Annotated in this window: 24 protein-coding genes; 14 read left to right on the top strand and 10 right to left on the bottom strand. The window is 70.3% G+C overall.

What is annotated here, in order from left to right; all coding sequences use genetic code 11:
- Positions 1–113: 113 nt before the first annotated feature.
- The 5 genes from ACF07B_RS03145 to ACF07B_RS03125 all read right to left on the bottom strand — a co-directional run bounded on the left by ACF07B_RS03145 (position 114) and on the right by ACF07B_RS03125 (position 3,887).
- A complete protein-coding gene (locus ACF07B_RS03145) occupies positions 114–1,262 on the bottom strand; it encodes a DUF475 domain-containing protein (RefSeq protein ID WP_392177549.1) in 1,149 nt (382 codons plus the stop codon).
- A gap of 136 nt (positions 1,263–1,398) precedes the next feature.
- On the bottom strand, positions 1,399–1,974 hold the full coding sequence (locus ACF07B_RS03140; protein ID WP_362407636.1) for a TerD family protein: 576 nt from the start codon (positions 1,972–1,974) through the stop codon (positions 1,399–1,401).
- A 102-nt stretch (positions 1,975–2,076) separates the two neighbouring features.
- Positions 2,077–2,652, bottom strand: a complete 576-nt coding sequence (locus ACF07B_RS03135) for a TerD family protein (RefSeq protein ID WP_362407639.1) — start codon at positions 2,650–2,652, stop codon at positions 2,077–2,079.
- A 113-nt stretch (positions 2,653–2,765) separates the two neighbouring features.
- On the bottom strand, positions 2,766–3,224 hold the full coding sequence (locus ACF07B_RS03130; protein ID WP_362407642.1) for a peroxiredoxin: 459 nt from the start codon (positions 3,222–3,224) through the stop codon (positions 2,766–2,768).
- A 234-nt stretch (positions 3,225–3,458) separates the two neighbouring features.
- Positions 3,459–3,887, bottom strand: a complete 429-nt coding sequence (locus tag ACF07B_RS03125) for a DUF3052 domain-containing protein (RefSeq protein ID WP_081217087.1) — start codon at positions 3,885–3,887, stop codon at positions 3,459–3,461.
- 465 nt (positions 3,888–4,352) lie between these two features.
- On the opposite strand from ACF07B_RS03125, the gene aceE reads away from it, so the two are divergent.
- Positions 4,353–7,100 (top strand): pyruvate dehydrogenase (acetyl-transferring), homodimeric type, encoded by a 2,748-nt coding sequence (aceE, locus tag ACF07B_RS03120; protein ID WP_392177548.1) that lies wholly within the window; start codon positions 4,353–4,355, stop codon positions 7,098–7,100.
- 219 nt (positions 7,101–7,319) lie between these two features.
- Entirely contained in the window at positions 7,320–8,099 is a 780-nt protein-coding gene (locus tag ACF07B_RS03115) for a potassium channel family protein (protein ID WP_384239666.1), read from the top strand.
- A 173-nt stretch (positions 8,100–8,272) separates the two neighbouring features.
- Here the strand turns inward: ACF07B_RS03115 and ACF07B_RS03110 are convergent, their stop codons facing one another.
- The gene (locus ACF07B_RS03110) at positions 8,273–8,575 is read right to left on the bottom strand and encodes a small hydrophobic protein (protein WP_369482870.1); all 303 of its coding nucleotides are present in this window, start codon (positions 8,573–8,575) and stop codon (positions 8,273–8,275) included.
- A gap of 98 nt (positions 8,576–8,673) precedes the next feature.
- Positions 8,674–10,293 (bottom strand): MFS transporter, encoded by a 1,620-nt coding sequence (locus ACF07B_RS03105; RefSeq protein ID WP_369482871.1) that lies wholly within the window; start codon positions 10,291–10,293, stop codon positions 8,674–8,676.
- A gap of 120 nt (positions 10,294–10,413) precedes the next feature.
- Here ACF07B_RS03105 and ACF07B_RS03100 point away from each other — a divergent pair, with 120 nt between their 5' ends.
- From ACF07B_RS03100 to ACF07B_RS03090, 3 genes are all read left to right on the top strand, one after another.
- On the top strand, positions 10,414–11,148 hold the full coding sequence (locus ACF07B_RS03100) for a TetR/AcrR family transcriptional regulator (protein WP_369482872.1): 735 nt from the start codon (positions 10,414–10,416) through the stop codon (positions 11,146–11,148).
- A 470-nt stretch (positions 11,149–11,618) separates the two neighbouring features.
- Entirely contained in the window at positions 11,619–12,827 is a 1,209-nt protein-coding gene (locus ACF07B_RS03095; protein ID WP_392177547.1) for an alpha/beta hydrolase, read from the top strand.
- Positions 12,828–12,893: 66 nt separating this feature from the next.
- Positions 12,894–13,757 (top strand): DUF4429 domain-containing protein, encoded by an 864-nt coding sequence (locus ACF07B_RS03090; RefSeq protein WP_362402654.1) that lies wholly within the window; start codon positions 12,894–12,896, stop codon positions 13,755–13,757.
- Between the two features lie 126 nt (positions 13,758–13,883).
- Here ACF07B_RS03090 and ACF07B_RS03085 read toward each other — a convergent pair whose 3' ends face one another.
- The gene (locus ACF07B_RS03085; protein WP_362402478.1) at positions 13,884–14,351 is read right to left on the bottom strand and encodes a MerR family transcriptional regulator; all 468 of its coding nucleotides are present in this window, start codon (positions 14,349–14,351) and stop codon (positions 13,884–13,886) included.
- Between the two features lie 96 nt (positions 14,352–14,447).
- Here ACF07B_RS03085 and ACF07B_RS03080 point away from each other — a divergent pair, with 96 nt between their 5' ends.
- A complete protein-coding gene (locus ACF07B_RS03080; protein ID WP_392177546.1) occupies positions 14,448–14,612 on the top strand; it encodes a hypothetical protein in 165 nt (54 codons plus the stop codon).
- 9 nt (positions 14,613–14,621) lie between these two features.
- Complete coding sequence (locus tag ACF07B_RS03075; protein WP_369482875.1) at positions 14,622–15,446, top strand: serine hydrolase domain-containing protein; 825 nt, start codon at positions 14,622–14,624, stop codon at positions 15,444–15,446.
- Between the two features lie 25 nt (positions 15,447–15,471).
- Here ACF07B_RS03075 and ACF07B_RS03070 read toward each other — a convergent pair whose 3' ends face one another.
- Complete coding sequence (locus ACF07B_RS03070) at positions 15,472–16,128, bottom strand: pirin family protein (protein WP_392177951.1); 657 nt, start codon at positions 16,126–16,128, stop codon at positions 15,472–15,474.
- Between the two features lie 93 nt (positions 16,129–16,221).
- Between ACF07B_RS03070 and ACF07B_RS03065 the strand changes: the two genes are divergently transcribed.
- From ACF07B_RS03065 to fabF, 5 genes are all read left to right on the top strand, one after another.
- The gene (locus tag ACF07B_RS03065; RefSeq protein WP_369482876.1) at positions 16,222–17,427 is read left to right on the top strand and encodes a PucR family transcriptional regulator; all 1,206 of its coding nucleotides are present in this window, start codon (positions 16,222–16,224) and stop codon (positions 17,425–17,427) included.
- Positions 17,428–17,516: 89 nt separating this feature from the next.
- The gene (locus ACF07B_RS03060) at positions 17,517–18,434 is read left to right on the top strand and encodes an ACP S-malonyltransferase (RefSeq protein ID WP_326788017.1); all 918 of its coding nucleotides are present in this window, start codon (positions 17,517–17,519) and stop codon (positions 18,432–18,434) included.
- Between the two features lie 13 nt (positions 18,435–18,447).
- Positions 18,448–19,479 (top strand): ketoacyl-ACP synthase III, encoded by a 1,032-nt coding sequence (locus ACF07B_RS03055; protein WP_362402492.1) that lies wholly within the window; start codon positions 18,448–18,450, stop codon positions 19,477–19,479.
- Between the two features lie 75 nt (positions 19,480–19,554).
- The gene (locus tag ACF07B_RS03050) at positions 19,555–19,803 is read left to right on the top strand and encodes an acyl carrier protein (RefSeq protein ID WP_261702511.1); all 249 of its coding nucleotides are present in this window, start codon (positions 19,555–19,557) and stop codon (positions 19,801–19,803) included.
- A 128-nt stretch (positions 19,804–19,931) separates the two neighbouring features.
- The gene (gene fabF / locus ACF07B_RS03045) at positions 19,932–21,203 is read left to right on the top strand and encodes a beta-ketoacyl-ACP synthase II (protein ID WP_392177545.1); all 1,272 of its coding nucleotides are present in this window, start codon (positions 19,932–19,934) and stop codon (positions 21,201–21,203) included.
- Between the two features lie 107 nt (positions 21,204–21,310).
- Here the strand turns inward: fabF and ACF07B_RS03040 are convergent, their stop codons facing one another.
- Positions 21,311–21,805, bottom strand: coding sequence for a DUF3145 domain-containing protein (locus ACF07B_RS03040; protein ID WP_362402497.1), 495 nt, complete (start codon positions 21,803–21,805; stop codon positions 21,311–21,313).
- A gap of 308 nt (positions 21,806–22,113) precedes the next feature.
- Between ACF07B_RS03040 and ACF07B_RS03035 the strand changes: the two genes are divergently transcribed.
- The gene (locus ACF07B_RS03035; protein WP_392177544.1) at positions 22,114–23,013 is read left to right on the top strand and encodes an SGNH/GDSL hydrolase family protein; all 900 of its coding nucleotides are present in this window, start codon (positions 22,114–22,116) and stop codon (positions 23,011–23,013) included.
- Positions 23,014–23,023: 10 nt separating this feature from the next.
- The gene (locus ACF07B_RS03030) at positions 23,024–23,998 is read left to right on the top strand and encodes an aldose epimerase family protein (protein WP_392177543.1); all 975 of its coding nucleotides are present in this window, start codon (positions 23,024–23,026) and stop codon (positions 23,996–23,998) included.
- Positions 23,999–24,062 lie beyond the last annotated feature (64 nt).

The raw sequence follows: 24,062 nt of genomic DNA, 5'->3' as shown, positions 1-24,062 counted from the left end.
CCACGTCCGTCGGTGTGCGGCGGGGGGGGGGGGGGGGGGGGGGGGGGGGGGGGGCGCGCGCCCCCCCCCCCCCCGCCCCCCCCCGCTCAGAGCGTTCCTCAGCGGGAGGGGTGTCACACCCCGGACGAGACCTCAGCCTTCTCGTCCGAGGCCGGGGCTTTTCCCTCGGCCTCGGCGAGCGCGTTGTTGCGGCGCACGGAGGACCAGAAGGACCAGGCGATCAGGACGACGCCGACGAGTCCGGTGATGACCTCGTTGATCTCGTACTGGATGGTCACGAGAAGGATGACCGCCAGGGCGCCGATCGCGTAGTGCGCGCCGTGCTCCAGGTAGACGTAGTCGTCGAGGGTGCCCTGGCGGACCAGGTAGACGGTGAGCGACCGGACGTACATGGCGCCGATGCCGAGGCCGAGCGCCATGAGCACGATGTCGTTGGTGATGGCGAAGGCGCCGATCACGCCGTCGAAGGAGAAGGAGGCGTCCAGCACTTCCAGGTAGAGGAACATGAAGAACGCGGCCTGGCCGGCGAGGACGACGGCCGGCTTCTTCTTGCCGGTCCGCTCGGCCTCCTCCTCGGCCTCGTGCTCACGCTCCTCCTCCTCTTCGAGCTTGTCCTCGAAGTAGCCGGAGAGACCGCCGACGATCATGTACGTGATCAGGCCGGCGACGCCGGAGATGAGCACCGTCTGCGCCTTGTCGACGTGCCCGCCGCCGTGCTGGTGGGCGTGGACCGCGAAGGTCATGGAGGTGATCAGCAGGACGATCAGGGCGATGCAGACCGACAGCATGTCGACCTTGCCGAGCTTGGCCAGCGGCCGCTCGATCCAGCGCAGCCACTGGATGTCCCGGTCCTCGAAGATGAAGTCGAGGAAGATCATCAGAAGGAACATGCCACCGAAGGCCGCGATCGACGGGTGCGCGTCGGTGACCAGCTGCTGGTACTGGTCCTTGTCGTTCAGCGCCAGATCGACCGCGTCGATCGGGCCGATCTTGGCGCTCATGGCGACGATCACGACGGGGAAGATCAGCCGCATGCCGAAGACGGCGATGAGCACGCCGACCGTGAGGAAGATCTTCTGCCAGAAGGCACTCATCTTCTTCAGGATCCCGGCGTTGACCACCGCGTTGTCGAAGGACAGCGAGATCTCCAGGACGGCCAGGATCGCCACGATCCCAAAGGCGGTCCACCCCCCGTAGACGGCGGCCGCGGCCAGACCGAGCGCGGTGATCGCGAACGACCAGCCGAAGGTTTTCAGAAGCACTGGCTACCCAATCATCGTGTGGTGGGGGCACCCCCAAGCGGTGGCTCGGGAAGTGCGCAACCCCCGTGCCGTACTCGGCTTTACCTACTGTTGACCACGAAGTCTAAGGGGCCGCCTTCGGCTGATACAGGTGGGTCTAGGAAACATTGACCCCGAAGTCGAGTGCGATCCCCCGCAGTCCCGACGCGTACCCCTGACCGACGGCACGGAACTTCCACTCGCTGTTGTAGCGGTAGACCTCGCCGAAGATCATCGCGGTTTCGGTGGAGGCGTCCTCGGAGAGGTCGTAACGGGCCAGCTCCTGGCCGTCGGCCTGGTTGACGACTCGGATGAAGGCGTTGTTGACCTGGCCGAATGTCTGGCCGCGATTGTCCGCGTCATGGATGGACACCGGGAAGACGATCTTGTCGACCACGGCGGGGACCTTGGCGAGGTCGATCAGGATCGACTCGTCGTCGCCCTCGCCCTCACCCGTGAGGTTGTCGCCGGTGTGCTCCACGGAGCCGTCCGGGCTCTTGAGCTGGTTGTAGAAGATGAACCACTCGTCCCCGAGCACACGGCCGCCGCTGCACAGCAGGGCGCTGGCGTCGAGGTCGAAGTCGGCTCCGGTGGTGGAGCGCGCGTCCCAGCCGAGCCCGATCAACACGTTTGTGAGGTTCGGTGCGGCCTTCGAGAGGGAGACATTGCCCCCCTTGGCGAGCGTGACGCCCATGATGCTGGTCCTCCCGAGGTTCGATCTTCACTTGGTACGGCCGGTCCGGTGCCGCACCGAGACGGTGCGGCACCGGACCGGGATGCCCGAGGGCCTGCGGACTCAGACGTTGACGCCGAAGTCCTGCGCGATGCCGCGCAGGCCCGAGGCGTAGCCCTGGCCGATGGCACGGAACTTCCACTCGGCGCCGTTGCGGTAGAGCTCGCCGAAGACCATCGCGGTCTCCGTCGAGGCGTCCTCGGAGAGGTCGTAACGCGCGATCTCCGCCTCGCCGGCCTGGTTCACCACGCGGATGTACGCGTTGCGGACCTGGCCGAACGACTGCTGGCGGTTCTCGGCGTCGTAGATCGAGACCGGGAACACGATCTTCTGGATGTCGGCCGGAACGGTGGCGAGGTTGACCTTGATCTGCTCGTCGTCGCCCTCGCCCTCGCCCGTGGTGTTGTCGCCGGTGTGCTCGACCGAGCCCTCCGGGCTCTTCAGGTTGTTGAAGAACACGAAGTTCTGGTCACTGCTGACCTTGCCGTCCGCGTTCGTGAGGATGGCACTGGCATCGAGGTCGAAGTCCACGCCGGTGGTGGTACGGGCGTCCCATCCCAGACCGACGATGACCGCGGTCAGTCCCGGGGCCTCCTTCGACAGCGATACGTTGCCGCCCTTGCTGAGGCTGACTCCCACGAGTCCTCCCAATGGTGTTCAGGGGCGGGGAGCCCCGTAGGTGCGTTGGTATCGGATCAACGGTTCGATCCTAGTGACGGGTTCCCGTGCCTCGCAGGCCTGGAACCGAAGAATCACAGGGTGTCGAGCGCCTTGACGTACTCGTTCAGGTCACGCGCGTCCGGCAGCGCGTTGACGACCGTCCAGCGGACGACGCCCTCCTTGTCGATGATGAACGTGCCGCGCACGGCGCAGCCCTTGTCCTCGTCGAAGACGCCGTACGCGCGCGAGACGTTGCCGTGCGGCCAGAAGTCGGAGAGCAGCGGGTACTCCAGGCCCTCCTGCTCGGCGAAGACGCGCAGGGTGTGGATGGAGTCGTTGGAGACGGCGAGGAGCTGGGTGTCGCGGTCCGTGAACTGCGGCAGGTTGTCACGCAGGGAGCACAGCTCGCCCGTGCACACGCCGGTGAAAGCGAAGGGGTAGAAGAGCAGGACGACGTTCTTCTCGCCACGGAAGTCGGACAGCTTCACGGTGGCACCGTGGTTGTCCTTCAGTTCGAAGTCCGGGGCCTTGGTGCCGACCTCGATGGCCATAGTCACTCGCTTCCCTTCCAAGGGTCCGTTCGGGTGACGACCAGCGTACGCATTGATCGCCCGCCGGCGGCGGCGCGACCCCCGCCCGGTTCCCCGGGCGCGTGCGCGGGACCCCGCCGCACCGGCCGGCGGGCCCGGAGGCCGTCCGGGCCGGCTCCGGGCATGCGTGAGGCCCCCGCCGAGGTGGCTCGGCGGGGGCCTCACGGATGCTCTGCTGGCAGACGGGGCTGCAGCTCAGCGCTTCGACTTGGGGGTGGCCAGGCGGGTGCCCGACCATTCCTTGCCGACGGAGATGCTCTTCGTCTGGGAGAGGCCGGCTGTCTGTGCGGCATCGCTGATGTCGCTGGGCTCGACGTAACCGTCCCTGCCGGTCTTCGGGGTCAGCAGCCAGATCATGCCGCCGTCCTCAAGGAGACCGATGACGTCCACCAGTGCGTCCGTGAGATCGCCGTCCTCGTCCCGGAACCACAACAACACCACGTCTGCGACGTCGTCGTAGTCCTCGTCGACCAGATCCTGGCCGATCAGCGATTCGATGCCTTCACGGAGCTCGTGGTCAACGTCGTCGTCGAAGCCGATCTCCTGGACCACCTGTCCGGGCTCGAACCCCAGCCTGGCGGCCGGGTTGGTCCGCTCCTCCGCGTGGTCCGCGGTCGCGCTCACGGCTTGCCTCCTGATCATGTTTCGGAATGGGGGTCTCCCTCTGCTCGTCCAGAGCCGGGGGATCTCAGCCACGCGCGTACGCGAAGCGTTGGCCGTAGTCCACACGGGCGGAGCGGATCGCGCAAGTACCCGGCCGCCGAGACCGCCGAAACGGTGACGATCCTGGCAGTGCCGACGCAACACCCGACGGGCCATCATGACGCCGCGTGACGGGCACCACACACTTCTGCCCCATTTGTTCCCTTCGGAACCCTTGGAACGTGCGAAAGCCGAACGGCTTTGCGGAACGCGTCACGCCCTGAGCGTATCGTTACGTTTTGGTCGAGACCGTCCCGGCGGTCTCGACGAGCGTCTCGGTTACCCCCAGGTAGAGATGACGTACGCGTTCACGGGGTACACGATGGGGATCGGTGCAGACGCAGGGAAAACCCACCGAAGACAGCCCTCTGACAGCGAAGGAACAGCGTGGCTTCCGGATCCGATCGCAACCCGATCATCATTGGCGGCCTTCCCAGCCAGGTCCCGGACTTCGACCCTGAGGAGACTCAGGAGTGGCTCGACTCCCTCGACGCGGCCGTCGACGAGCGCGGCCGGGAGCGGGCCCGCTATCTGATGCTGCGGCTGATCGAGCGAGCCCGTGAGAAGCGCGTGGCCGTGCCCGAGATGCGCAGCACGGACTACGTCAACACGATCGCGACCAAGGACGAGCCGTTCTTCCCCGGCAACGAGGAGATCGAGCGCAGGATCCTCAACGCGACCCGCTGGAACGCCGCCGTGATGGTCTCCAGGGCGCAGCGCCCCGGCATCGGCGTGGGCGGCCACATCGCGACCTTCGCCTCCTCGGCCTCGCTCTACGACGTCGGCTTCAACCACTTCTTCCGCGGCAAGGACGAGGGCGACGGCGGCGACCAGATCTTCTTCCAGGGCCACGCCTCGCCGGGCATCTACGCCCGCGCGTTCCTCCTGGACCGGCTCTCCGAGCAGCAGCTCGACGCGTTCCGCCAGGAGAAGTCGAAGGCGCCTTACGGACTGTCCTCGTACCCGCACCCGCGGCTGATGCCGGACTTCTGGGAGTTCCCGACCGTGTCGATGGGCCTCGGCCCGCTCGGCGCGATCTTCCAGGCGCGGATGAACCGCTACATGGAGGCGCGCGGTATCGCGGACACCTCCAAGTCCCACGTCTGGGCGTTCCTCGGCGACGGCGAGATGGACGAGCCGGAGTCGCTGGGCCAGCTGTCGATCGCCGCGCGCGAGGGCCTGGACAACCTGACCTTCGTCGTGAACTGCAACCTCCAGCGCCTCGACGGCCCGGTGCGCGGCAACGGCAAGATCATCCAGGAGCTGGAGTCGCAGTTCCGGGGCGCCGGCTGGAACGTCATCAAGCTGGTCTGGGACCGCACCTGGGACCCGCTGCTCGCACAGGACCGCGACGGGGTGCTCGTCAACCGGCTGAACACCACGCCGGACGGCCAGTTCCAGACGTACGCCACGGAGACGGGTTCGTACATCCGCGACCACTTCTTCGGCGACGACCACCGGCTGCGCGCGATGGTGGAGAGCATGACCGACGACCAGATCCTGCACCTGGGCCGCGGCGGTCACGACCACAAGAAGATCTTCGCGGCGTTCTCGGCGGCCAAGGCGCACGCGGGCCAGCCGACGGTGATCCTGGCCCAGACGGTCAAGGGCTGGACGCTCGGCCCGAACTTCGAGGGCCGCAACGCCACGCACCAGATGAAGAAGCTGACGGTCGCCGACCTCAAGGGCTTCCGCGACCGGCTGCACCTGCCGATCTCCGACAAGGAGCTGGAGGACGGCGCGCCTCCGTACTACCACCCGGGCCGCGGCTCGGAGGAGATCCAGTACATGCATGACCGCCGCAAGGGGCTCGGCGGGTACGTTCCGACGCGCGTCGTACGGTCGAAGCCCCTGACGCTGCCCGAGGACAAGACGTACGCGAGCGTGAAGAAGGGTTCGGGTCAGCAGTCCATCGCCACGACCATGGCCTTCGTGCGACTGCTCAAGGACCTCATGCGGGACAAGGAGATCGGCAAGCGGTTCGTGCTGATCGCGCCCGACGAGTACCGCACGTTCGGCATGGACTCGTTCTTCCCGAGCGCGAAGATCTACAACCCGCTCGGCCAGCAGTACGAGTCGGTGGACCGCGAACTGCTGCTCGCCTACAAGGAGTCGCCGACCGGCCAGATGCTGCACGACGGCATCTCCGAGGCGGGCTGCACGGCCTCGCTGATCGCCGCGGGTTCGGCGTACGCCACGCACGGCGAGCCGCTCATCCCGGTCTACGTCTTCTACTCGATGTTCGGTTTCCAGCGGACGGGTGACCAGTTCTGGCAGATGGCCGACCAGCTGGCGCGCGGTTTCGTGCTGGGAGCGACCGCCGGACGGACGACGCTGACCGGTGAGGGTCTCCAGCACGCGGACGGCCACTCGCAGCTGCTCGCCTCGACGAACCCGGGCTGTGTCGCCTACGACCCGGCGTTCGGCTTCGAGATCGCGCACATCGTCCAGGACGGTCTGCGCCGCATGTACGGCTCGTCCGAGGAGCACCCGCACGGCGAGGACGTCTTCTACTACCTCACCGTCTACAACGAACCGCTCCAGCACCCGGCGGAGCCGGAGAACGTGGACGCCGAGGGCATCCTGAAGGGCCTCTACCGCTTCAGCGAAGGCACCTCGGGCACCATCCCCGCCCAGATCATGGCGTCCGGGATCGGCGTCACCTGGGCGCTGGAGGCGCAGCGGATCCTCGCCGAGGAGTGGAACGTCAGGGCCGACGTCTGGTCGGCGACCTCCTGGAACGAGCTGCGGCGCGAGGCCGTCGACGTGGAGCGGCACAACCTGCTGCACCCCGAGGAGGAACAGCGCGTCCCGTACGTGACGCGGAAGCTGTCCTCCGCCCAGGGCCCGTTCGTGGCCGTCTCCGACTGGATGCGATCGGTTCCCGACCAGATCTCGCGGTGGGTGCCCGGCACCTACCAGTCCCTCGGCGCGGACGGTTTCGGCTTCGCGGACACGCGCGGCGCGGCCCGGCGCTTCTTCCACATCGACGCGCAGTCGATCGTGGTCGCCGTGCTGACCGAGCTGGCCCGTGAGGGCAAGGTGGACCGGTCGGTCCTGAAGCAGGCGGTCGACCGCTACCAGCTCCTCGACGTGCGGGCGGCCGACCCGGGCGCGGCGGGCGGCGACGCGTAGCCGCGGGCAGGGCGGGAGAGGGGGGGGGGGGGGGGGGGGGGGGGGGGGGGGCGGCCCCCCCGGCGGGGGGGGGGGGGGCGCCCGGGGGGGGGGGGGGGGGCGCGCGGGGGGCGGGGGGGGGGGGGGGGGGGGGGGGGGCGGGCCGGGGGGGGGGGGGGGGGGGGGGGGGGGGGCCGGGGCCCCCCCGCCCCTCTCCCGTTTTCTTTCTACGATGCGCGCATGAAGGAAGACTCGGCGCAGGCCCGTTGGGAGCTGCTCACCCAGCGGCCCCTGCTCGTCCTCGCGGTGGCGTTCACGCTCGCGTACGCCGTACCGATCGTGGACAGCGACGCCGACCGAGCCGTGACGTTCACCTGCACGGTGGTGGAGTGGGTGGTGTGGGGGGCCTTCGCGACCGACTACCTCGTGCGGCTCGCCCTCGCCCCGCGACGGATGTCCTTCGTCCGCGGCCACTGGCTCGACCTGTGCGCCGTGATCCTGCCGATCCTCCAGCCGCTGCGGCTGCTGCGGCTCGTCGCCACGCTGATGCTGGTGGGACGGCGCGCGCGGATGGCCTCGCAGATCCGGCTGACGACGTACGTCGGGGGCGCGGTCGTCGGCCTGCTGATGTTCGGCTCGCTGGCCGTCCTGTCGGTGGAACGGGACTCGCCGAACGGGAACATCAAGACGCTGGGTGACGCGGTGTGGTGGTCGTTCACGACGATGACGACCGTGGGGTACGGCGATCACGCCCCGACGACGGGGATGGGCCGCGTCCTCGCGGTCGGCCTGATGCTCTCCGGGATCGCCCTCCTCGGTGTCGTCACCGCGAACATCGCCGCCTGGTTCATCTCGCGGTTCGAGAAGGACGACGTGGAGGAGCGGCGGCAGACCGCGGCGATCGAGGCGCTCACGGCCGAGGTGCGGGCGCTGCGGGCCGAGGTCGCGGCCCTGACCGGCGCCCCGGGAATGCTGCCGCACCCCTTGGCGGCGGGCTCGGAGGAACACTCCCCCACTTAGCCCGGGGACGGAGGGGGCTGTGGCGGGTGGCGGGGACGGAAGGGGCGGTGGGGCGTTCGTGTGGGGCAGGTCGGTGGCCGGCGCGCGGACCGATGGGCCCACCCGCACAGACCGATGGGCCCGCGCGCCGCGTCAGCGGCACGCGGGCCCGTATCCGGTCCGGCCCGCCGTTGTCAGAGCAGACCGTTGCCCGGTCCGCCGCCCAGCCAGATGACCGCCAGGAGTGTGTCGATCGCTCCCAGCACCAGGGCTATCAGCGCCGGCACCGGCCCCGAGCCGGTCCAGCGGCGGCCCATCGCGAGCCATCCGCAGACCATCGCGGCCGGGCCGAGGACGATTCCCAGCGTGAAGAAACCGGCCACCGCGCACACGGTGCCGACGATCCCCAGGGTCGCGCTGTCCGGCCCGGTCCGTGATCCTGTACGGCCACGTGAACGGGGGTACCTGCGCGTACCGTTTCCGAAGCCCGCCATCATCAACTCCTGAACTCCCGTGACCTGTCGGTCGGTTCGGGTCGATGCATCGGGTACCCCCGTTTCACTCCCACAGACCCGCCCGCGTACGGGCGGGTCCGTCAGATGTGGCCGACGCCCGCGCCGGCCTCGGCGTTCTCGCCCCGCTTGGTGAGCAGCGCGACGAAGACGGCCACGACGGCGACACCGGCGGCGACGAGGCAGGCGAGGCTCATCCCGGAGATGAAGGTGTCGTGGGCGACGTCGGTGATCTGCGCGGCGATCGCGGCCGGGGTGTCCTTGGTGACCGGCGCGACGCCGACCCGGACCGCCTCGGAGGCCTGGTCGAGCTGGGCCGGGGTGAGCGGCGGCAGCTTGGCGTCGGTCCAGTTGCCCGGGAGGTCGCTGTCGACCTTGGAGGCCATCACGGCGCCCAGGACGGCCGTGCCGAGGCTGCCGCCGACCTGCATGGCGGCCTGCTGGAGACCGCCGGCGACGCCGGAGAGCTCCATCGGCGCGTTGCCGACGATGACCTCGGTCGCGCCGACCATGACCGGCGCGAGGCCGAAGCCGAGCAGGGCGAACCAGACGGACATCACACCGCTGGAGGTGTCGGCCTCCAGCGTCGACATGCCGTACATGGCGATCGCGGTGGCCGCCATGCCGCTCGCGAGCGGGATGCGCGGGCCGAGCTTGGTGATGGCCAGACCCGCGAGCGGGGAGCCGACGATCATCATGCCGGTGAGCGGGAGCAGGTGCAGGCCCGCGTCGACCGGGCTCATGCCGTGCACGCTCTGGAGGTAGAACGTCACGAAGAACAGGCCGCCCATGAAGGCGATGGCCATGAGCACCATCAGCACCACACCCGCCGAGAGCGGGACGGAGCGGAAGAGGGCGAGCGGGATCAGCGGTTCCCTCACCCGCGTCTCCCAGAAGGAGAACGCCGCGAAGCCCAGGACCGACAGCCCCAGGAAGAGCCAGGTCTTGCCGTCGCCCCAGCCCCAGGCCGGGGCCTTGATCAGGGCCCACACCAGGCAGAACATCGCGCCGGACAGCAGCACGATGCCGAGGATGTCGAAGGAGCGCGGGGCGTTCTCGGCGCGGTGGTCCAGCAGGATCAGCACGCCCAGCACGAGGGCGATCAGGCCGACCGGCACGTTGATGAAGAACACCGACTGCCAGCTGACGTGCTGGACGAGCAGACCGCCGAGGATCGGGCCGCCCGCGGTGGAGGCGCCGATGACCATGCCCCAGATGCCGATCGCCATGTTCAGCTTCTCGGCCGGGAAGGTCGCGCGGAGCAGGCCGAGCGCGGCCGGCATGAGCAGCGCGCCGAACAGGCCCTGGAAGACGCGGAAGGTGACCACGAGGGCGATGCTGTGCGACAGGCCGATCGCGCCGGACGCGGCGGCGAAGCCGGTCACGCCGATCAGGAAGGTCTGCCGGTGGCCGAAGCGGTCGCCGAGCTTGCCCGCGGTGATGAGGGAGACCGCGAGGGCGAGGAAGTAGGCGTTGGTGATCCACTGGACGTCGGCGAAGGTGGCGCCGAGGTCCTTGGCGATGGCCGGGTTGGCGATGGCCACGATGGTGCCGTCGAGGGCCACCATCATGACCCCGACGGCCACGGTGATGAGGGTGAACCACGGATGGCCGCGCAGGCCCGTGGACGGAGCCTGGTCCAACGGGGAGTCCGGAGTCTTGTCCTCCGGGCCCGTCTTGTCGATGGTGGTCTGACTAGTCATTTTTCGAGGCTAGTGACAGTCGCTGACAATTGACAAACCGATTCACAAGTCGGTAACTGTCACGTCGCTCACAGATAGGCTGAACTGGGCGAACGGTTCGGTTGGGAGAGAACGCGACACATGACGGAGACGGTGGACACGACGGACACGACCGGGACAGCGGAGCCGTCGGCCGCCGGGACGGCCACGTCGGCCCCCGGCGCGGCGGAGCCGGTGCCGGCACGCCCCGGGCTGCGGGAGCGCAAGAAGCAGCGCACCCGGGACGCCCTGCTGCGGGCCGCCCTCGAACTGTTCACCACCCAGGGGTACGAGCGGACCACGGTCGACGAGATCACCGAGGCCGTCGACGTCTCCCAGCGCACGTTCTTCCGCTACTTCGCGGGCAAGGAGGACGCCGCCCTGTTCCTCCAGCGTCTCTCGGAGGCGCATTTCATCGACGCGGTGCGCGAACGACCGCTCCACGAGGCCCCGTTGGAGGCGCTGCGCCGGGCCGTTCTGGAGAGCTGGGACACGATCGGCGAGGCGATCGAGGAGGTGGTGCCCATCGAACTGCACATGCGCACCTACCAATTGATCGAGTCGACTCCCGCGCTGCTCGCCGTGCATCTGCGCCGCTCGGAGGAGATCGAGGAGGAGATCGCGCGGCTCATCGCCGAGCGCGAGGGCCTCGACGTGGACACGGACCCGCGCCCGCGCATCGCGGTCGCGGTGTTCGGCGGGGTGATGCGGGTGACGGGCCGGCTGTGGGGCGCGGGCGCGGACACCAGCGTGGAGGCGATCCGCGAGCTGACCGCGGCCTATCTCGACCATGTGGGGCCCGCGTTGGCGGAGAAGTGGGGCCCCGCACCGCGGTGACGGCCCGGTGACGCGTCGTTCCGGCGGGTCACCCTCGGAAGCTCCCCGTATCTCCGGGCCGCCCCTCGGAAGCCCGGTGCGACAGCCGGTACCGGCCCGTGCGGGAACCCCTGGAAACCCGCGCGGGAGCCCCCGTCCGCGCCGCCGTACGGGAAACGGCGCCCTCGCCCGTACGCGGTCCGGCCCAAAACCTGTCCCCGAGCTGACGCACGCCCGCGCACGGAACCTCGCGCCCGCCCGCGCTCGTTGTACGGATGACGCCCGCGCGAGGCGCTTCGCGAAAGCCCCGGATCATCACAACACCCCTGTACGGAGCGTCACATATCGCACACGCATACCGGAAAGGCGCGTACAGAGTGTCACTATTTAACTCAAACTGAACCCGGTTTGCCCTAATTACCCCATCAGAAACGTGATCCCAGTCACTCGTTTAACGGGAGGCTCGTCACTTCTCCTAGGCTGTCCTCTCAGTGACTTCCTTCGACACCACCCCCCAACTCAACGTCTGGCGCGCACTGCTCGCGCTGGCCGTGGTGTTCGTGATGCTGGCCACCAGTGGCTGGACCGCGCTCCACAGCCACCGGGCGGCCTCTCCCCTCCAGGCGTCGCGCTCGGCGTGGGAGCGCGGCAGCATCGCCGGGCACAAGCTGCCCGACCCGGACTCCGCTCCGGGTTCGCTGTCCCGCTTCTTCACCACGCTCGACGCGCCGCAGCGTTCAGAGCTCGCCCACCGTTATCCGCTCGCGGTCGGCAACATGAACGGTGCGCCGGTGACCCTGCGCTACGCGGCGAACCGTCTGGCGCTCAAGCACCAGCGCACGGTGGAGCGCGGGCGCATGCACGACAGCCGGCTGTCCTCGCTCGGCCAGTACGACGCGGGCCGCCGCATGCACCGCTACGAAGCGCTGCTGCACAAGGGCCGCAGGATCCTGGCCTTCGACCCCAACGGATCGGGCCGGGTCGCCGAGGTCTTCGGCGACCTCGACAAGGCCCGCCGGGTCTCGGTCGTGGTCCCCGGTGTCGACACCGACCTGCTCACCTTCCAGCGCACGTACAAGCAGTTCTCGGCGCCGGTCGGCATGGCGGACTCGCTCTACCGGGCCGAGCGCTCGGCGGACCCGGGCGTGCGTACGGCCGTGATCGCGTGGGCCGACTACACGACGCCCAGCGGACTCGGTATCGACTCGGCCACCGCCATGCGGGCCGAGGACGGCGCGGTGCGGCTGAACGCGCTGGTACGGGCGCTGCCGGGCAGCTCGGAGGTGGCGCTGTACTGCCACAGCTACGGCTCGGTCCTGTGCGGGGTGGCGGCCTCTTCGCTGCCCTCCCGGGTGTCCGACATAGCGGTGGCGGGCAGCCCCGGCATGCGGGCGGCGAAGGCGGCCAACCTGCACACCACGGCCCGGGTCTGGGCGATGCGCGACGCGGACGACTGGATCCAGGACGTACCGCACATGGAGGTCGGCGGCCTCGGGCACGGCGCGGACCCGGTGTCGAAGGGGTTCGGGGCGCGCGTCCTGTCGGCCGAGGGGGCGAAGGGTCACGCCGGCTACTTCGAGCCGGGTACGGAGAGTCTCCGCAACTTCGCGGAGATCGGGATCGGCGCGTACCGCGCTGTCAGCTGCGCGCGTGATGATGACGCCTGCCGGACGGGTTTGTCCGCCGGCGCGTCGGCCTGACGCGCGTAGAGGACGAAAAACTGCGGTCCGCCCAGAGAGGCGACGGAGGCTTGCGTGCCGCATACGATGGCCCGCATGGGTGACGTACTGGCCGGATTTCATGCCGCCTGGGAGTTCGAGTCCGACTCCGTGCTCATCCGCTTCGAACGGGGGATCCGTACACCGAAGCTGTTCCAGGCGCTCGGCGAACGCCGTGTCCCCCTGGAGGCGCTCGCGGCGGTGACGCTGACGCCCGGGAAGCGAGGCACGGTCGTTCTGCGTGCGGTGCCGAGGCCCGGCGCCGATCCGCTGATGGAGGCGGCCGCGGGACAGCTCAAGGAGGGGTGCGACCCCTATCGGCTGGTGCTGCCCGCCGAACGCGAGACGCTCGCCGAGTACTACGCGGACGAGCTGCGCGGACAGCTCACAGCGGACGACGAGCCCGCCGAGCGCTTTCTCGTGAAGCCGCCCGAGGGGCCGCTGACCTTCAAGGCCTACGACGGGAAGGCCACCTTCGACGGCAAGACGGTGTCCTTCCGGTGGTTCTGGACGGGCGCGTCCTCGGCGAAGTGGAAAGCCGGCGACCAGACCTTCCCGGTCTCCGCGCTGTGCGGGGTCGAGTGGCGCTCCCCCGAGGTGTTCGAGGGCCATCTGCGGCTGCTGCGGCGGGAGCCCGCCCCGGCGCATCCCGCCCAGGCGGACCAGGACCCGGCGGCGGTCGTCTTCGGGCTCGGGTACGGGCCGGTCCACGAGTCGCTGCCGTTCGCCGCGGCCGTGCTCGCCGCCACGCGGTCCGCGAGCCCGGCGCCGGTGATCGCGGACCGCGCGCCGCTCCGCGATCCGGCCGACATCGCCGACCGGATCCGGCATCTCGGGGAACTGCACGAGGCAGGGCTCGTCACGGACGAGGAGTTCTCCGTGAAGAAGGCGGAACTGCTCGCCCAGCTCTAGCGGGCCAGCTCCAGTGGGCCGGCTCCGGCGAGCCGGCTCCAGCGGGGCCGCGCCGGCGGACCGGCCGTGGCGGGCAGGCGCCGCCCGGGTGCCCGTCGTGCCCGGCCGCGGCCGGAGCGTCCGCCGTCAGGAGCGCTCCGAGGCGAGGGCGCGGCTCGCGTCCCCGTAGAAGCCGATCTTCCGGTCGAGCACGGCCAGGGTGTCCTGGAGCTCCGCGATCCGGGCCCGGACGTCCCGGCGGGTCGCCTCCAGGAGCTCGTAGCGGTCCATGTACGTGTGGTCGCCGGCGCGCACCATCTCCGCGTAGCGGACCATGTCGGCGACCGGCATCCCGGTGAGCCGGAGCTTGCCGACCAGGCCCAGCCAGTCCAGGTCGCGGTTGCTGTAGCGGCGCTGGCCGGTGTGCGAGCGGTCGATGTGCGGCATCAGCCCGATGCGCTCGTACCAGCGCAGGGTGTGCGCGCTGAGGCCGGTGAAGGCGACGACCTCGCTGATCGTGTAGTTGTCCCGGCCGTCCGGACGCCGCTCCCGCTCGGGAGGCCCGGCGCAGGTGTCGGTCCCGGTGGCCTCGGCTGTGGTCTCCATCACCGTCATGCCCCCACGCTAAAACCTTGGAGTCCACTCCAGGCAAGCCGAACCGGCCGAAAACCCCGGGACATGGCTGGGAGACGATGATTCACCGCGCGGATCATGGGTCTCGGACGCCGCGCCGCCCCCGAAGACGCCTCCGAGGCGCCGCGTCGGCGCCAGGTGATCGACCGCAACGCCACCGCCGAGGCCGAGCCGCACTGCGCGGCCCTCGGGTTCGTCCGCAAGCCCGACCCCTCGATGCGGCCGTGCCTCCGAGCCGCTTAGGCTCGGGGCATGTCCTTGCAGCAGAGCCTGGCGCTGATCTCGAACTGGCCCGTTCCCACCGCCGCCGCCGCGGTCGTCCGCGCCGACGGCACCGTGGCCGGCTCGCACGGGCCGGGCGGGCACCGGTTCGCGCTGGCGTCCGTCACCAAGCCGCTCGCCGCGTACGCCGCGCTCGTCGCGTACGAGGAGGGGGCGATCGAGCTCGACGAACCCGCCGGTCCCGCCGGTTCGACGGTCCGGCATCTGCTCGCGCACACCTCGGGGCTGGCCTTCGACGAGCACCGGGCGACCTTCACACCCGGGGAGCGCCGGCTGTACTCCAACGCCGGGTTCGAGGTGCTCGGGGACCACATCGCCAAGGCGGCGGACATGCCGTTCGCGGAGTATCTGCGCCAGGCGGTTCTCGAACCGCTCGGCATGACCGCGACGACGCTGGACGGTTCGCCCGCGAGGGACGGTGTCTCGACGGTCGACGACCTCGTCCGGTTCGCCGCCGAGCTCCAGGCGCCGCGGCTGCTGGACCCGCGTACGGTCGCGGAGGCGATGACCGTCCAGTACCCCGGCACCAAGGGCGTCCTTCCGGGCTACGGCCACCAGAACCCCAACGACTGGGGTCTTGGCTTCGAGATCCGCGACTCCAAGTCACCTCACTGGACGGGGAGTTCGTCCTCGCCGCGCACCTTCGGCCACTTCGGGCAGGCCGGTACGTTCCTGTGGGTCGACCCGGCCGCGGGCGCCGCCTGCGTCGCGCTGACCGACCGCCCCTTCGGCCCCTGGGCCGTCGAGGCGTGGACGCCCTTCACGGACGCGGTGCTGGCCGGCCTCGCCTCCTGACGCGGGCGACGCGGGCCGGCCGGCGTCAGCAGGCCGCCATCTCCCACACCAGCAGTTCGGCGGGCGCGCCCGCTACGGCCTCCAGATCCTTGGCGTCGGTGATGCGGGCCGCGTCGCCCGCCGCCAGCTCCTCGCCGTCCAGGCGGATCTCGCCGCGCACGACATGGACGTAGACGAAGGGCGCGTCGGGAACGGCGGTGCGCTCGCCCGCCGTCAGCCGGCGCACATGCAGCATGGCCCCCGCCTCGGGGACCGCGTACGGGGTGGAGTCGGCGATGCCGCGGACGGTCTCGTACAGGGGGTCGCCGCCCGGTTCCACCGGGGCCAGCCACATCTGGACGAAGACCAGCGGCAGTTCGCCGTCGTTGCGCTCGACGTGGCGGACACCGCCCGCCGAGCTCAGCCGCTGGACGTCGCCGTGGCGCAGCACCGACTCGTTCCCCGCCGAGTCGCGATGGGTCAGCTCGCCCTCCACCACCCAGGTGACGATCTCGGTGTGGCTGTGCGGGTGCTCGTCGAAGCCCGCCCCGGGAGCGAGCCGCTCCTCGTTGCAGGCGATCACCGCGCCGAAGCGGAGGTTGTCGGGGTCGTAGTGCGGGCCGAAGGAAAAGCCGTGGAGCGAGGAGATCCCGGCCGCCGGGTCCCCTCCGCGGTAGCGCTCGTCGGCGCGGCGGACGTCCATCACTCCACCACGGTAGCCCCGGCCCGGTGGCCGCCCCCGCTTACTTGCGACCCGCCGCCGCACAGCTCCGTCCGGATAAGGCAGTCTTGTCCCGTGCCCGAACCCGAAGCCAGCAACACCGAGCGCTCAGCGCACGACGTCGACTCGCACACCGCGACCCTCAAGCGGCTGGAGAAGTCGGCCGGCAGTCTCGCCGCCCAGGCCATCACGCGGATGGACGAGACGCTGCCGTGGTACCGGGCCATGCCACCGGAGAACCGGTCGTGGATCGGGCTGGTCGCCCAGGCCGGTATCGCGGCCTTCACGGAGTGGTTCCGGCACCCGGACGCGCCGCAGGCCATCTCCACCGATGTCTTCGGCACCGCGCCACGCGAGCTGACCAGGGCCATCACGCTGCGCCAGACGGTGGAGATGGTGCGGACGACAATCGAGGTCATGGAATCGGCCATCGACGAGGTGGCGGCACCCGGCGACGAGTCCGTGCTGCGTGAGGCACTGCTCGTCTACGCCCGCGAGATCGCCTTCGCCACCGCCCAGGTGTACGCGCAGGCCGCGGAGGCACGCGGTGCCTGGGACGCCCGGCTCGAATCGCTCGTGGTGAACGCGGTGCTCTCCGGCGAGGCCGACGAGGGCGCCGTCTCCCGGGCCGCCGCGCTCGGGTGGAACTCGCCCGAACATGTCTGCGTGGTGCTGGGCACGGCGCCCGACGGTGACAGTGAGCTGACGGTCGAGGCCATCCGGCGGGCGGCCCGGCACGCCAAGCTCCAGGTGCTGACGGGCGTGCTCGGGAACCGGCTGGTCGTCATCGCGGGCGGCAGCGACAACCCGCTCGCCGTCGCCAAGTCGCTGATCGGTCCGTACGCCGCCGGCTCGGTCGTGGCCGGGCCGATCGTGCCCGACCTGCTGGCCGCGACCCGGTCGGCACAGGCCGCGGCGGCCGGGCTGAAGGCGTGTTTCGCCTGGCAGGACGCCCCCCGCCCGGTTCTGGCGGACGATCTGCTGCCGGAGCGCGCGATCGCCGGAGACCCGTCGGCCCGCGATCAGTTGGTGGAGGAGATCTACAGACCGCTGGAGGAGGCGGGCTCGGCGCTCCTGGAGACGCTCAGCGTCTATCTGGAGCAGGCGAGCAGCCTCGAAGGCGCGGCCCGGATGCTGTTCGTCCATCCCAACACCGTGCGCTACCGGCTCCGACGTGTGACTGACGTCACCGGCTGGTCGCCCTCGGATGTTCGATCGGCGTTCACGCTGCGGATCGCGCTGATCCTGGGCCGTCTGGCCGGTGGAGATCCACAAACCTAGGCTTTTGTCGGGGACCTACAATTCCCCCTCGTGTTCTTCGTCCCTGTCCCCACGGGCGGCCGTGGCCGTCCACAAGAGAGAGTGTGAGAGTGCTCGTACTCGTCGCTCCCGGCCAGGGCGCTCAGACGCCCGGCTTCCTGACTCCTTGGCTCGACCTCCCCGGCGCCGCCGAACGCCTCGCCGCGTGGTCGGACGCCATCGGGCTGGACCTTGCCCACTACGGCACCCAGGCCGACGCGGACGCGATCCGTGACACGGCCGTCGCCCAGCCGCTCCTGGTCGCCGCCGGGCTCCTGTCCGCCGCGGCACTCGGTGACGTGACCCCCGGTGCCGTCGCCGGCCACAGCGTCGGCGAGATCACCGCCGCCGCGTTCGCGGGAGTGCTCGACGACACCGCAGCGCTGACCCTCGTACGCAAGCGCGGCCTCGCGATGGCCGACGCCGCCGCCATCACGCGGACCGGTATGTCGGCGCTGCTCGGCGGCGACCCCGACACCACGGTCGCGCACCTGGAGAAGCTGGGCCTGACCCCGGCGAACGTGAACGGCGCCGGCCAGATCGTGGCCGCCGGAACGCTGGAGCAGCTGGCCGCCCTGGAGGCGGACAAGCCCGAGGGTGTCCGGCGTGTCGTGGCCCTGAAGGTGGCGGGCGCGTTCCACACCGTCCACATGGCCCCCGCGGTCGAGGCGCTGGCCAAGGCCGCCGAGGACCTGACTCCGGCGGACCCGCGGGTCACATACGTCTCGAACCGTGACGGCCAGGCGGTCGCCTCCGGTACCGAGGTCGTCTCCCGCCTGGTCGGCCAGGTCGCCAACCCGGTCCGCTGGGACCTGTGCATGGAGACCTTCCAGAAGCTCGGCGCCACCGCGCTGATCGAGGTGTGCCCGGGCGGCACGCTGACCGGTCTGGCCAAGCGCGCGCTGCCCGGTGTCACGACGCTGGCCCTGAAGACCCCCGACGACCTGGACGCGGCTCGCGAGCTCATCGCCGAGCACGGCGCTGCCTGAGGAGCCCGAGAGCATGTCGAAGATCAAGGCACCCAAGGGCGCTCCGTTCGCGCGCATCCTCGGCGTCGGCGGTTACCGTCCGGTCCGGGTGGTGCCCAACGAGGTGATCCTGGAGACGATCGACTCGTCCGACGAATGGATCCGTTCGCGCTCCGGCATCGAGACCCGGCACTGGGCCTCCGACGAGGAGACCGTGGCCGCGATGTCGATCGAGGCGTCCGGCAAGGCCATCGCCGACGCCGGGATCAACGCCGACCAGATCGGCGCCGTGGTGGTCTCCACCGTGTCGCACTTCGCCCAGACCCCGGCCATCGCCACCGAGATCGCCGACAAGCTCGGCACGAACAAGGCCGCGGCCTTCGACATCTCGGCCGGCTGCGCGGGCTTCGGCTACGGCCTGACCCTCGCCAAGGGCATGATCGTCGAGGGTTCGGCCGAGTACGTCCTCGTCATCGGCGTGGAGCGGCTGTCCGACCTGACCGACCTGGAGGACCGCGCGACGGCCTTCCTGTTCGGCGACGGTGCGGGCGCGGTCGTCGTCGGTCCCTCCGAGGAGCCGCACATCGGCCCCACGGTCTGGGGCAGCGAGGGCGACAAGGCCGGCACGATCAAGCAGACCGTGCCGTGGGACCGCTTCAAGGTCGGCGACGTCTCCAATCTCCCGCTCGACTCCAAGGGCGAGATCAAGTTCCCTGCCATCACGCAGGAAGGCCAGGCGGTGTTCCGCTGGGCCGTGTTCGAGATGGCGAAGGTCGCCCAGCAGGCGCTGGAAGCGGCCGGGATCAGCCCGGACGACCTGGATGTCTTCATTCCCCACCAGGCCAACGAGCGGATCATCGACTCGATGGTGAAGACGCTGAAACTGCCGGGACACGTCACGGTCGCGCGTGACGTGCGCACCACCGGCAACACCTCGGCCGCCTCGATCCCGCTCGCGATGGAGCGGCTCCTGGCGACCGGTGAGGCGAAGAGCGGCGACACCGCGCTCGTCATCGGCTTCGGGGCGGGTCTCGTGTACGCCGCGACGGTCGTTACCCTCCCCTAGGCACTCCGTACCGGATCATCCGGTCCGTACGGAATATCGCCACCCCTCTGGAAACACACCGAAGGAGCGCCTGACATGGCCGCCACTCAGGAAGAGATCGTCGAAGGTCTCGCCGAGATCGTCAACGAGATCGCCGGGATCCCCACCGAGGACGTCCAGCTGGACAAGTCCTTCACCGACGACCTGGACGTCGACTCGCTGTCCATGGTCGAGGTCGTCGTCGCCGCCGAAGAGCGCTTCGACGTCAAGATCCCGGACGACGACGTCAAGAACCTCAAGACCGTCGGCGACGCGACGAACTACATCCTCAAGAACCAGGCCTGATCTCTCCGGTCACCTGGGCCGACCGTCCGGGTTCGCCGGGGCCTCGCGCCCTGGCTCGCCCGGTCTGATGCCCCGCCACCCGGCGGTGGCGCCGCTGAATCCTCGTATCCGTTGGAGAAAGAATTCCCGTGAGCCCGACCAATCGCACCGTGGTCGTCACCGGTATCGGCGCAACCACACCGCTGGGTGGCGACGCAGCCTCTACCTGGGAGGGTCTGATCGCCGGACGTTCCGGCGTCCGCCCTCTCGAGCAGGACTGGGCCGCCGACCAGGCTGTCCGCATCGCGGCGCAGATCGCCGTGGAGCCGAGCGAGGTCATTCCCCGTCCGCAGGCCCGCCGGCTGGACCGCTCGGCGCAGTTCGCGCTGATCGCGGCCAAGGAGGCCTGGGCCGACGCCGGTTTCACCGACAAGGCGGGCGAGGACCCGAATGCCGACCCCGACCGGCTGGGCACGGTCATCGCCTCCGGTATCGGTGGCGTGACGACCCTGCTCGACCAGTACGACGTGCTGAAGGAGAAGGGCGTACGCCGTGTCTCCCCGCACACCGTTCCGATGCTGATGCCGAACGGCCCGTCCGCCAACGTGGGACTCGCCGTGGGCGCCCGCGCCGGTGTGCACACCCCGGTCTCCGCCTGCGCCTCCGGCGCCGAGGCCATCGGCTACGCCATCGAGATGATCCGCACGGGCCGCGCCGACATCGTCGTCGCCGGTGGCACCGAGGCGGCCATCCACCCGCTTCCCATCGCCGCGTTCGGCAACATGATGGCGATGTCCAAGAACAACGACGACCCCCAGGGTGCCTCGCGCCCCTACGACGTCGCCCGTGACGGCTTCGTGCTCGGCGAGGGCGCGGGCGTCGTCGTCCTGGAGTCCGCCGAGCACGCCGCCAAGCGCGGCGCCCGGGTGTACGCCGAGGCCGTCGGCCAGGGCATCTCGGCCGACGCGCACGACATCGTGCAGCCGGAGCCCGAGGGCCGCGGCATCTCGCACGCCCTCCAGAGCCTGCTCGACAACACCGACCTGGACCCGGCCGAGATCGTGCACGTGAACGCGCACGCCACCTCGACGCCGGCCGGTGACGTGGCCGAACTGAAGGCGCTGCGCAAGGTGTTCGGCGACGAGGCCGACCACTTCGCGGTCTCGGCGACCAAGTCGATGACCGGTCACCTCCTCGGTGGCGCCGGTGGCGTCGAGTCGGTCGCGACCGTGCTCGCGCTGTACCACCGTCTCGCGCCGCCGACCATCAACGTGGAGAACCTCGACCCCGAGGCCGAGGCCGCCGCCGACATCGTCCGCGGCGAGGCCCGCAAGCTGCCCGTCGAGGGCCGCATCGCCGCGCTGAACGACTCGTTCGGCTTCGGCGGGCACAACGTGGTGCTGGCGTTCCGTTCCGTCTGACGCCGGTCGTCCGTTCCGTACGGCGTGTGGCCCGTACCCCTGATCCCAGGGGTACGGGCCACACGCCGTACGTTCTTCGGTTACGGTGCCGCGCCCCTGACGGGGGGTCACACCACCTGGTGCAGCCAGCGGACCGGGGCGCCCTCGCCCGCGTAGCGGAAGGGCTCCAGTTCGTCGTCCCAGGGCTTGCCCAGGAGTTTGGCGAGGTCGGCCTCCAGGTCGCTCTCGCCGCGCTGGGAACGCAGCAGCGCGGCGCGCAGGCGGTCCTCGGGGATCAGGATGTCGCCATGGATCCCGGTGACGGCGTGGAAGATGCCCAGCTCGGGGGTGCAGCTGTAGCGCTCGCCCTCGGCGGTGGGGCAGGGCTCGGCGGTGACCTCGAAGCGCAGCAGATGCCAGCCGCGCAGCGCGGAGGCGAGCTTGGAGGCGGTGCCGGCCTCGCCCTTCCAGGAGAACTCGGATCTCCAGGTGCCGGGCGCGGCGGGCTGCCGGATCCAGTCGAGACTGACGCGCGTGCCGAGCACCCCCGCGACCGCCCACTCGACATGCGGACACAACGCGCGGGGCGCGGAGTGCACGTAGAGAACTCCACGTGTCGTCACTGGGGCCTCCGGACAGAGCGAGACATCTTGTAACTTAGCGGAACGGCAGTGGCAGGGCGGCCACGTGGCGAGGCTACCCTGCGGCGGCGCAAGGAGTGTGACGTACCGTCGGTCCAAGCGCCGTGAACCTCCGAGGTTTCACCCGGCGGGACGTGTCCTGACTCCCTTGCAGGGGTCCGGGCCCGTCTCCCGGGCGAACACGGCCACACCGCGGGAACGCGGTGCGACCGACCGTGTACGACGTGGTGCGACCGACCGCGCGGAGCGGGTGCCGACCAACCCTGTACAACGAACGAGGAGACCAGGGGATGCGGAATCGCAGCCACCGTTCGCGGGCCGTCCTCGCCGTCGCCGCGGCGGCTGCTCTCCTGGGCGTCGCCGCCTGCGACTCCACCGGTGGCGACTCCTCGGCGTCCAGCGGGACGGCGGCCCGGCCGTCCCCGAAGCCCACGCCGGTCTGGGACCGCAGCCCGGAGTCCATGGCCGCGGTCGGCGACTCCATCACGCGCGGTTTCGACGCGTGCAGTGTGCTGTCCGACTGTCCCGAGGCGTCGTGGGCGACCGGCAGCGACCCGCGCGTCGACAGTCTCGCCGTACGGCTGCTCGGCGCGGCCGGGGCGGCCGAGCGCAGCTGGAACTACGCGGTGACCGGGGCGCGGATGGCCGACCTTCCCGGCCAGATGGCCCAGGCGGCGACCCGCAGGCCGGAGTTGGTCACGGTGATGGCGGGCGCCAACGACGCCTGCCGCTCCTCCGCCTCGGCGATGACGTCCGTCGCCGACTTCCGCGCCGAGTTCCAGGACGCGATGAAGACGCTGCGCGGTGCTCTGCCCAAGACCCAGGTGTACGTGTCGAGCGTGCCGGACCTGAAGCGGCTCTGGTCCGAGGGGCGCGGCAATCCGCTGGGCAAGCAGGTGTGGAAACTGGGCATCTGCCCCTCGATGCTCGGCGACGCGGACTCGCTGAACTCGGCGGCGACCCTGCGGCGCGGGCAGGTGCGGGACCGGGTGAAGGAGTACAACCAGGTACTGCGCGAGGTGTGCGCCAAGGACAGGCGCTGCCGCTTCGACGGGAACGCCGTGTTCGACTTCCGCTTCGGCACGGACCAGTTGAGCCACTGGGACTGGTTCCACCCGAGCAGGGACGGTCAGGCGCGACTCGCGGAGATCGCCTACCGAACTGTCACGGCACGCGAACCCGTGACCTAGGCTTTTCCTCATGAGTGAACTTTTCGGCACACTTTCCGACGGTACCCGGGTCCACCGCTGGACGCTGGAGCGCGCCGGGGTCCGGGTGCGTGTGCTCACGTACGGCGGAATCGTGCAGTCGGCCGAGGTGCCGGACCGGGACGGGCGGCCCGTGGACGTGACCCTGGGCTTCCCCGCCCTGGAGGGGTACACGACCCATCCCGAGCCGTATCTCGGCGCGCTGGTCGGGCGGTACGCGAACCGGATCGGGGGTGCGGGCTTCCCGCTGGACGGGGTGACGTACCGCCTGGAGCCGAACAACGGGCCCAACACGCTGCACGGCGGCGACGGCGGTTTCGACAAGCGGGTGTGGGACGCGGAGCCGCTCGACCACGGGGTCCGGCTCTCCCGGGTCAGCGCGGACGGCGAGGAGGGCTTCCCGGGGCGCCTGGAGGTCTCGGCGACGTACACGCTCGACGAGCGGGGCGCGCTGCACATCGCCTACGAGGCGGTCACCGACGCGCCGACCGTGGTGAACCTGACGAACCACACGTACTGGAACCTCGGAGGCTCCGGCAGCGCGCTGGGACACGAGCTCCGGCTCGACGCCTCGCGAGTGACCCGGGTGGACGAGAACCTCGTCCCGACCGGGGAGCTCGACCCGGTCGAGGACACCCGCTTCGACTTCCGTGAGCCCCGCAAGACCGGCGCGGGATACGACCACAACTACGTGCTGGACAAGGGGGTCACCGCGGACCCCGTGGAGGTCGCCGAGCTGTACGACCCGGCGTCCGGGCGGGTGCTCACGGTCGCGACCACCGAACCCGGTCTCCAGTTCTACACCGCCGACCACCTGGGCGAACCCTTCGCTCCCAACGACGGCATCGCGCTGGAGACGCAGCACTTCCCCGACTCCCCGAACCGGCCGGACTTCCCGAGCACCGAGCTGCGGCCGGGCGAGGTGTACAGGTCGCGGACGGTGTACGGGTTCTCCGTGCGGCCCTAGGGATCGCCGGACGGGCTCCAGGGCCTGTCGGCTGGCCCCGGTCCGGATGTCAGGTTCCGGGCCG

This window comes from Streptomyces sp. NPDC015532 (genome assembly GCF_043078065.1).
In the GTDB taxonomy this organism is placed as follows: domain Bacteria; phylum Actinomycetota; class Actinomycetes; order Streptomycetales; family Streptomycetaceae; genus Streptomyces.
Note: the sequence above shows the minus strand (reverse complement) of the source record. Positions and strands in the feature narration are given on the sequence as shown.

Coding starts and splice junctions, on each gene's coding strand:
- ACF07B_RS03070 (WP_392177951.1), bottom strand. CDS start 16,128: ATGGACGTCCGCCGCGCCGACGAGCGCTACCGCGGAGGGGACCCGGCG.
- ACF07B_RS03105 (WP_369482871.1), bottom strand. CDS start 10,293: ATGACTAGTCAGACCACCATCGACAAGACGGGCCCGGAGGACAAGACT.
- ACF07B_RS03140 (WP_362407636.1), bottom strand. CDS start 1,974: ATGGGCGTCACGCTCGCCAAGGGGGGCAATGTCTCCCTCTCGAAGGCC.
- ACF07B_RS03130 (WP_362407642.1), bottom strand. CDS start 3,224: ATGGCCATCGAGGTCGGCACCAAGGCCCCGGACTTCGAACTGAAGGAC.
- ACF07B_RS03110 (WP_369482870.1), bottom strand. CDS start 8,575: ATGATGGCGGGCTTCGGAAACGGTACGCGCAGGTACCCCCGTTCACGT.
- ACF07B_RS03090 (WP_362402654.1), top strand. CDS start 12,894: ATGGCCCGCATGGGTGACGTACTGGCCGGATTTCATGCCGCCTGGGAG.
- ACF07B_RS03100 (WP_369482872.1), top strand. CDS start 10,414: ATGACGGAGACGGTGGACACGACGGACACGACCGGGACAGCGGAGCCG.
- ACF07B_RS03055 (WP_362402492.1), top strand. CDS start 18,448: ATGTCGAAGATCAAGGCACCCAAGGGCGCTCCGTTCGCGCGCATCCTC.
- ACF07B_RS03035 (WP_392177544.1), top strand. CDS start 22,114: ATGCGGAATCGCAGCCACCGTTCGCGGGCCGTCCTCGCCGTCGCCGCG.
- ACF07B_RS03080 (WP_392177546.1), top strand. CDS start 14,448: ATGGGTCTCGGACGCCGCGCCGCCCCCGAAGACGCCTCCGAGGCGCCG.
- ACF07B_RS03115 (WP_384239666.1), top strand. CDS start 7,320: ATGAAGGAAGACTCGGCGCAGGCCCGTTGGGAGCTGCTCACCCAGCGG.
- ACF07B_RS03050 (WP_261702511.1), top strand. CDS start 19,555: ATGGCCGCCACTCAGGAAGAGATCGTCGAAGGTCTCGCCGAGATCGTC.
- ACF07B_RS03030 (WP_392177543.1), top strand. CDS start 23,024: ATGAGTGAACTTTTCGGCACACTTTCCGACGGTACCCGGGTCCACCGC.
- ACF07B_RS03085 (WP_362402478.1), bottom strand. CDS start 14,351: ATGACGGTGATGGAGACCACAGCCGAGGCCACCGGGACCGACACCTGC.
- ACF07B_RS03075 (WP_369482875.1), top strand. CDS start 14,622: ATGTCCTTGCAGCAGAGCCTGGCGCTGATCTCGAACTGGCCCGTTCCC.